The sequence below is a fragment of the Nitrospirota bacterium genome, from assembly GCA_020846775.1.
In the GTDB taxonomy this organism is placed as follows: Bacteria; Nitrospirota; 9FT-COMBO-42-15; order HDB-SIOI813; family HDB-SIOI813; genus RBG-16-43-11.
Map to the genome: position 1 here is coordinate 1 of JADLDG010000094.1, position 7,066 is coordinate 7,066.

The window sequence follows — 7,066 nt, forward strand, 5'->3', positions numbered from 1 at the left end:
GGCAAGGAACGGCTACACTGTAAGAATCTATGAGGATAAAGCAGATGTGGGTCACAGATTTCATGGCGACTACCAGGGTCTCGATAACTGGAGTACGAAAGAGGATGTAACACTTCTCCTGAAGAGGATTGGTCTATATCAAGCCGGCAGATATTTTATCTGCCATCCATATAACGAGCTTACAGTATTCGATGCCAACCTCAACCAGGTAGTTATAAGGTCGGATATCCCCCTTTTTTACCTTGTGCGAAGGGGCGATGCCCCAGGCTGTCTTGACAGAGGGCTTCATGATATAGCCGTAGAGGCAGGTGTTCAAGTGGTGTTCGGCAAAAGGGTTGACAGGCTGGAAAGAGGTGGTATTGTGAGCATCGGCCCAAGGGCTGCGGATGCTGTTGCAAAAGGGATTATTTTTGATACGACCATGGGAGACACGGCAGCCGCCATTCTGGACGACAGACTTGCAACCAAGGGATATGCTTACCTTTTAATCCATAACGGCAAGGGAACCCTGGCTACATGCATGTTCAGGGATTTTAAAAGAGAGAGAGAATGTTTTGAAAGGACAGTTGAAACATTTGAGAAAATATTCCCTTCTCTGGACATGACGAATAAAAAGGAGTTTGGCGGTTATGGCAACTTCTTCATTGGGAGTCCTCTCTATGAGAACGGGAAATATTACACGGGTGAGGCGGCTGGGCTTCAGGACTGTCTCTGGGGGTTTGGGCTCAGGTATGCAATGGCCTCCGGCTATCTTGCGGCAATGTGCATCATTGAAAGCAGTGACTATGTATCCTTGTTAAAAAAGGAGCTTCTGCCAATGCAGAGGATTTCACTCGTAAACCGTTTCATCTATGAATGTCTCGGGAACAGGGGTTATACATTTTTTATAAACTGGCTTGCGAAAGGTGATACACTTGCAAAGGTAAGAAGGCAATACAATCAATCCCGATGGAAGATGTTTATTTATCCGCTTGCAAGGTGGTGGCATAAGAGCAGCCTTGTTGATAAAGGATGCCATAGCGAAGATTGCACGTGTGTCTGGTGCAAATGCAAAAAGGAACTACGATGAAAGGGTCTTCAGATTTGAACTTGAGCAATAGTAAGAATCGGGGAATTTTACCGGAGGATACGCTATGGTAAAAGATCCTGTTTGTGATATGGCAGTTGTCCCTGAAGATGCTGCAGGGACCAGTAGTTATAAGGGTGAGACCATCTACTTTTGCTCCTTCCAGTGCAAGGAGCGATTCGATAATGACCCTGCCTCTTTTATGGCCGCTGCCGCCCCTCAGGGAGAACCACAGAAAAAGACTCATAAGGAAATGGCGGCCGCTGAAGCGGGTGCGCATGATACTGCCAAGGACCCTATCTGCGGTATGGTCGTTGATAAGAACAAGTCCCTCAAAAAAGAACTCGGGGGAAGGATGTACTATTTTTGCTCGGATGGCTGCATGAGGACTTTCGAGGCTCCCGAAGAAGAGCTTAAGAAGATGAAAAGGCGTGTATCCATCGCCCTGTTAGGGGTACTCGCCCTTGCCCTCTTAAGGGCAGGGTTTTTTCTGGGCCTTGCGGCAGGCGCATCGATCGTAACATGGGCGCCGATACCTCAGCTCCCCTGGTTTACCTGGGACATGTGGCTCTTTTCCTTGTTACACCGGTCCAGTTCATAGGCGGCTGGAGTTTCTATAAGGGTTCCTACAATGCGGTCAAGAACCGGATGATCAATATGGACTTCCTGATCGCCCTCGGGACAAGCGTTGCCTATATCTATTCGGTCATCGTGATCTTTGCCCCGGACATCCTACCTGTGAAGGGTGCGGAAAGGGATGTATACTTCGAGGTTTCAGCGGTCATTATCGCCTTTGTCCTCCTCGGCAAGTACATGGAAGATATTATAAAAAAGAAGTCCTCGGCAGCAGTAAGGAGACTTCTTGACCTTAAGCCCCAGACAGAGAGGGTTATCAGAGAAGGCGCCGAGATGGAGGTACCGGCGGAGTACGTTCAGGTAGACGATATCGTAGTTGTCCGTCCCGGAGAGAAGATACCGACCGACGGGGTCGTCATAGAAGGGTCATCCGCGGTCGATGAAAAGATGATATCAGGAGAGTCCATTCCGGCAGAGAAGAAGCCAGGAGGTGAGGTCATAGGGGCTACTATTAATAAAACCGGGATGCTTAAATTCAAGGCTACAAGGGTTGGGGCAGCGACTACCCTTAACCAGATCATAAAGATGGTGGAAGAGGCTCAGGCATCTTCGGCCCCGATACAGAGGATTGCCGACCAGGTGACGGGTTACTTTGTGCCTGCTGTCGTTGCTACAGCATTTATCGCCTTTTTCGGCTGGTGGATAGCCGGGAACTTTCCGCAGGGGCTGCTTGCTTTCATTGCGGTACTTATAATCTCGTGCCCGTGCGCCCTCGGAATCGCTACTCCGGCAGCTCTCATGGTAGGTGTGGGCAAGGGCGCTGAAGCGGGAATTTTGATAAGGGGAGGGGAATATCTGGAGCGAGCACAGAAACTTACTACCATTGTCTTTGATAAAACAGGGACCCTTACGAGAGGAGAGCCTTCGGTAACGGACATACTGAATATCAACTCCACTGAAAGCGATGTCATCAGATATGCAGCGATATCAGAGAAAGGCTCTGAGCATCCACTCGGAGAGGCTATTTTAAAGGCAACGAAGATGAGGGGCATTGATGTCCCGGATGCGGACTCATTTGAGGCAGTACCGGGTCATGGGGTAAGGGTCTCGTACAAAGGCAGTCAAATCCTTTTCGGCAATAGAAGGCTGATGGAGGTCAGCGGAATCGAGTCTGCCGGTTTTGAGGTGCGCATGAGTGCCCTTGAGGAGCAGGGAAAGACTGCGATGATCCTGGCCTGCAACAAGGCTGTCATCGGCATTATAGCCGTTGCTGATACCATTAAAGAACATTCCATTGCCGCTGTAAACGCGCTTAAAAAAGAAAAGCTGGAGGTTATAATGCTTACCGGCGATAACGAGCGGACAGCGCGGGCTATCGCAAAACAGGTCGGCATTGAAAATGTGATCGCAAACGTCCTTCCTGGTGAAAAGGCCGGCTTAATCAAGAAATTGCAAGGTGAGGGAAAGGCAGTGGCTATGGTAGGGGATGGCATTAACGATGCACCGGCCCTGGCCCAGTCGGACATAGGTATAGCCATTGGAAGCGGCTCAGACGTGGCCAAGGAGACAGGCGGGATCATACTGGTGAAGGACGATGTAAGGGATGTGGTGGCAGGAATAAGGTTATCAAGGGCTACAATGAGGAAGATTAAACAGAACCTGTTCTGGGCCTTTATATACAACACGGTCGGCATCCCGATAGCGGCCCTCGGTCTTCTAAACCCCATCATTGCCGCGGCGGCCATGGCATTAAGCTCCCTTTCCGTTGTGGCTAATTCGGCTACGCTTAAAACCTTTAAAATAGAAGTCGACTGAAACAGAGGTGGGTCGGACGTGCGTAAATTACTCTGGCTTTGCCCCCCTTTGATGCTGGTTGCTGCTGCCACGGTATTAATGTTCATGGGGTTTAACTCAGGAATTATTTTCCCTTGACATTCTACATAGAGTAGAATATATTTTTTATAGCACCGTCTAAATAATATAAACCAAGGGAGGAGAAAATGCGGAAGATAGCCTTAGCTCTTACGGTAGCTGTAGTCTCCGACCTTTGTAATATCAGGTATGATGTATGATGCCTATGCTGTTTGGAAAAGTTTACAGTGTTGCGGAGTAATGACATGGAATATGGGCCGGCAAAATGGACAGAATCAAACCGCTCTTCAGAGTATCATCGGCGGGGCATGCTTATATTCAAGGGGTCGTCTCCTATGAGAGATATAAGACTTGTATTTAAAGATCCCTCCGGTTATGGAAAGGATAAAATCCTCGAGTGGAGAGGTGAATAAATGAATATTTCACTGGATAAACTTCCACTTAGCGGCAAGGTATTGATAAACCTTTTTCTCATCCTTTTATGGTCCGGCTATATGGTAGCGGCATTGAATGCAAGACTCTCCGTGGGGTTAAATGTAGTATCTATTGCGGAACACTATGGAGCAACTATACTGTCGCAGGAAGAAACCCGGGAGCTTGAAAAATATGGATTTGTTGAAGAAGAAGTTGACATAAGTAGTGAACCGTCATCTGAACATAATGAATCTATTACATCTCAGGAGATGGTCCAGTTAGGACATGTCCACATGCTCGGTTTCTCCCTCATCTTCATCAGTCTCGGGATAATATTAATGCTTTCCAATATTGGACAGGGCTGGAAGGTGATCATCCTATCATTACTCTTTCTATTCTTCTTGTTTGATATCGCCGGGTTATTTCTTGTGCGGTTTGTATCAGTCAATCTGGCTGCAGTCCCATTTATAAGCGGGATCGGTATAGGAGCGGGTATAGCCGTGATAAGCCTTGTGGCGTTATATGATATATGGGTGCGAGATCCATCCCCCAAAAGTCTTTTGCCGTAATAAGAGGAGGCTATGTATGCAAGTAAGGTATGTATGTCGAGTTGTTGTTCTTGCTGTTTTATTATTTATGGGACAGGGCATAGTCAGTGAGGTCGCCCTTGCACACAGAGGGCATGAGGGGCCTGTTAAGGTTTTTATGAAAGAGGCGGATGCCATGAAGACCATGCTGCCAAAAGGAGGAAAGGTCTTAAAAAGAAAGGAGCTCCTGACCACAGAAAAACATAAGGAGGCATTAAAGAGGTGGGGCTATTCTCCCCAGGAAGGGGTCTACACATATTTTATCTCAAAAGGAAAGAGTGGAGAACTGAAAGGTGTACTCTTTATCCAGCCGGCCGAATTGAAGCATGGCACTATTTCCTTCGCTGTAGGTTACAACGGAGATGGGAGCCTGGCGGACATAAAGATCCTCTCCTGCCCCGAGCAGTATGTGAAGGAGTTGCAGGAGGGTATACTGGAAGGGGGATTCTTAGAAAAATTCTTGCATCTGAAGACAGATGATGTTATTGCCAACATGAAGACCCCTGACAAAGAGTCTTCAGAGGATATTCGACATGTAATTTCAAAGGAGATCAGGAATACGGCAGTCCTCCTGAAACTCTTCCAGAGGCTATAGGTCAAAAGTTAAAATGCCGGAACACAAAGTGTATATGCTCCCCCGATTAAAAGGTCTTCCGGTTACGGTAAAGGTCCTCTTTTCAGCATTTCTTCTTACTGTGGGGGTTGCTTATATGTTTGCGCTCCTATATTTATATCTACTCGATGTAGAGCCTCACAGAGATATGGATGCAGGGCTTTTAAAGGCTACTATTCACAAATACTATGGCAAACGGGGGGATACGCGTCTTGAGAAGGCTATAAGAGGGACTATGGGAGAGAGACTAACGGCTGAAGAAAAGAGGGAGATAGCCATCTGGATAAAGGATGGGGCCTATGCTGAGGGGTTCTTAAAGGTAAAACCCATATTTGATAGAAGTTGTGTAGTGTGCCACCGTACCGGGTCCGGACTAATCCCTCTTACAACTTACGAGGAAGTCAGGGCGATTACAGATATAGACTTTGGAGAGTCTATGCGAGTCCTCTCTCGCGTCTCTCATATCCACCTTTTCGGGATGAGCTTTATATTTATATTGACCGGCATCATCTTTTCCATGAGCGAGATGAATAACTGTTTAAAACTTCTGATTATAGCACTCCCATTTATAGCGATGTGGACAGATATAGGATCGTGGTGGTTTACAAAATTCCAGCCGGCCTTTGCCTATACCGTGATCATCGGGGGAGTCCTGATGGGGTTTGCCTTCGGGGCACAGGTATTTATCTCGCTCTATGAGATGTGGTTTAAGAGAACTTAAGGGGGTGATGAAAGATGTCTACGGTGGTCGTAATAATGATAGTGTTCATGGTGGTTGGATTTATTGGCCTTGGTCATCATCGCGACAAGATGGGAGGACATGATAAGGAGATGCACAGTGAGGAATCGGTTATACCTGATCATGATCAGAAAGCCCCATCCCATGAGGTTCCTGTTGAGTCCAAGCCTGAAAAAAATAAGGTTAATAAAGGAACCCTTCAGAATGATGGTGGGCGTGATGGAGATTAGACAGAAGGCGGATTTTTTAGTTGCTTGACATTCTACATTACTTTGGTGTCCACTTTTTCCATCTTACCTCAAGCGAGCAGGAGATGGCATAGATAGAAACGATTGCATAAATGCCGCATAAAAGGTTTCCAATTACTTTGAGAAAATTACCTGTATGCCTCATGCAACATCTTATAATTTAATCCATCGTCGAAGTCAAGAAAATTCCCACTGGCTATTTTTATTGTCATCAAAAACTCTGTCCTATATTAAGAGAAAACAGCCATGTGGCAGGAACAGAACTATCTCCGCTAAAATCTGTGTTATCCCAGGTAAGGAAATAAGAGACTGACGGGGAAATGGTAAATGACCTTACCGTATATTCAGATGATATATTAAACTCCACAGACGGGAAGCCTGAGGACTCATAATAATTGCTCTGATAGAAAATGTTTGTACCGAGTGACAGGTCACCAATGAAACTTGCTACATTACGGTTTATGCTTAAAGTGTAGTAACTCCCTTTCCCTGCATCATAGTCATAATGAATACTGAGGGATGGATTAAAAGAAGCACTATAGGCGATATTCATAAAAACTTCCTGTGACGGCCCCCACCCGTCTCTATGAGGATAATTATAATGGGCATAGCCGGTGGTCAGCGTAAGATTCTCTCTCTTAATATCATATTGTAAATAGAGGTCAAACTCGTTCGACTTACTTGTGTGTAAGTCATGATTGAACCACAGAATAGCTGAAAAGTCTTTGGCTGTGATGATTGCTTCCGGTTGTATGACAGGTTCACCATCACTGTAATCTATTCCCTGAAACAGGTACTTTGAGGCTACTGTTACATCCCAACCGGCTGATAAGGTGGATGACTGCTCTTGTTCAAGCCCTTCATGTTCTTTTCCACCGGGTGGTGAATCTGCAGCGGTAATCTGAAAGCCTGAATCCGGCAACTGACCTGCAATGGCCATCTTCATTGGCA

7 protein-coding genes and 1 pseudogene are annotated in these 7,066 nt (G+C 46.4%); 7 read left to right on the plus strand and 1 reads right to left on the minus strand.

Translation table 11 applies throughout. The annotated features are described in order from the left end of the window. The 7 genes and pseudogenes from IT392_11260 to IT392_11290 all read left to right on the plus strand — a co-directional run. Positions 1-1,069, plus strand: a 1,069-nt coding sequence (locus IT392_11260; GenBank protein ID MCC6545056.1) for a hypothetical protein, incomplete at its 5' end; no start/stop codon positions are given. 64 nt (positions 1,070-1,133) lie between these two features. Further along, positions 1,134-3,457, plus strand: a pseudogene (locus IT392_11265) (heavy metal translocating P-type ATPase). A 269-nt stretch (positions 3,458-3,726) separates the two neighbouring features. Continuing rightward, the gene (locus IT392_11270; GenBank protein ID MCC6545057.1) at positions 3,727-3,927 is read left to right on the plus strand and encodes a hypothetical protein; all 201 of its coding nucleotides are present in this window, start codon (positions 3,727-3,729) and stop codon (positions 3,925-3,927) included. Further along, positions 3,928-4,497 carry a hypothetical protein gene (locus IT392_11275; protein ID MCC6545058.1) on the plus strand — a complete coding sequence of 190 codons (570 nt, stop codon included), beginning with the start codon at positions 3,928-3,930 and terminating at the stop codon, positions 4,495-4,497. It abuts the gene before it with no gap. A gap of 16 nt (positions 4,498-4,513) precedes the next feature. Then, the gene (locus IT392_11280; protein ID MCC6545059.1) at positions 4,514-5,110 is read left to right on the plus strand and encodes a hypothetical protein; all 597 of its coding nucleotides are present in this window, start codon (positions 4,514-4,516) and stop codon (positions 5,108-5,110) included. Between the two features lie 34 nt (positions 5,111-5,144). After that, a complete protein-coding gene (locus tag IT392_11285) occupies positions 5,145-5,849 on the plus strand; it encodes a hypothetical protein (GenBank protein ID MCC6545060.1) in 705 nt (234 codons plus the stop codon). Positions 5,850-5,863: 14 nt separating this feature from the next. After that, positions 5,864-6,097, plus strand: a complete 234-nt coding sequence (locus IT392_11290) for a hypothetical protein (GenBank protein MCC6545061.1) — start codon at positions 5,864-5,866, stop codon at positions 6,095-6,097. Positions 6,098-6,326: 229 nt separating this feature from the next. Here the strand turns inward: IT392_11290 and IT392_11295 are convergent. Continuing rightward, positions 6,327-7,066 (minus strand): hypothetical protein (locus IT392_11295; protein MCC6545062.1); only part of this gene is annotated, 740 nt, incomplete at its 5' end.